The organism is Streptomyces apricus (assembly GCF_008369065.1).
Lineage (GTDB): Bacteria > Actinomycetota > Actinomycetes > Streptomycetales > Streptomycetaceae > Streptomyces > Streptomyces apricus.
In genome coordinates, this window is record NZ_VDFC01000268.1 from 1 (window position 1) to 755 (window position 755).

Consider the following 755-nt stretch of genomic DNA (forward strand, 5'->3'; position numbering starts at 1 on the left):
CCGCCCAGCCCCTCGACACCGCAGCCCCCTACGAACTGCGCCTGGTCGTGCACGAGGGCCTGGCCGAACTCCACTACGACAGCACCCTCTTCGACGCCCGCACCGCCTGCCGCATCCTCACCCACTACCGCACCCTGCTCGAAGACGCCCTGCGCCGCCCCGACACCCCCATCGCCCACCTGCGCCTGCTCACCGGCGCGGAACTGCGGCGCATGCTCCGGGACTGGAACCGCACCGCCACCCAGCCGGTGGGCGACAGCTGCCTGCACGAGGCCTTCGAGGCCCACGCCGCACAGCGCCCCCACGCCACCGCCGCCATCCACGAGGGCACCCGGTTCACCTACGGCGAGATCAACACCGCCGCCAACCGCCTGGCCCACCACCTGCGCTCCCTCGGCGTGGTCCCCGACACCCGCGTCGCGCTGTGCCTGCAGCGCTCACCGGACCTGCTCGTCGCGATGCTCGGCATCCTCAAGGCCGGCGGCGCCTACGTGCCGCTGGACCCCGACTACCCGCCCCAGCGCATCGCCGGCATGGTCCAGGGCACCACCTGCGCCGTCCTCGTCACCCGCGCCGACCTCGCCTCCCGCCTGCCCCGGACCGGCACCCCGCTGGTCCGGGGCAGGCGGGAGGCGAGGTCGGCGCGGGTGACGAGGACGGCGCAGGTGGTGCCCTGGACCATGCTGGCGATGCGCTGGGGCGGGTAGTCGGGGTCCAGCGGCACGTAGGCGCCGCCGGCCTTGAGGATGCCGAGC

The 755-nt window shown here is 74.6% G+C and carries 1 protein-coding gene and 1 pseudogene; one reads left to right on the forward strand and one right to left on the reverse strand.

Annotated features, from left to right (window positions below; translation table 11 throughout):
- Positions 1-212: 212 nt before the first annotated feature.
- Positions 213-527 (forward strand): annotated as a pseudogene (locus FGF04_RS41950) (AMP-binding protein); the annotation flags it as partial.
- Here FGF04_RS41950 and FGF04_RS41955 read toward each other — a convergent pair.
- On the reverse strand, positions 509-724 hold the full coding sequence (locus FGF04_RS41955) for a hypothetical protein (protein ID WP_328596521.1): 216 nt from the start codon (positions 722-724) through the stop codon (positions 509-511). The pseudogene FGF04_RS41950 and the gene FGF04_RS41955 overlap by 19 nt on opposite strands.
- Positions 725-755: the final 31 nt, after the last annotated feature.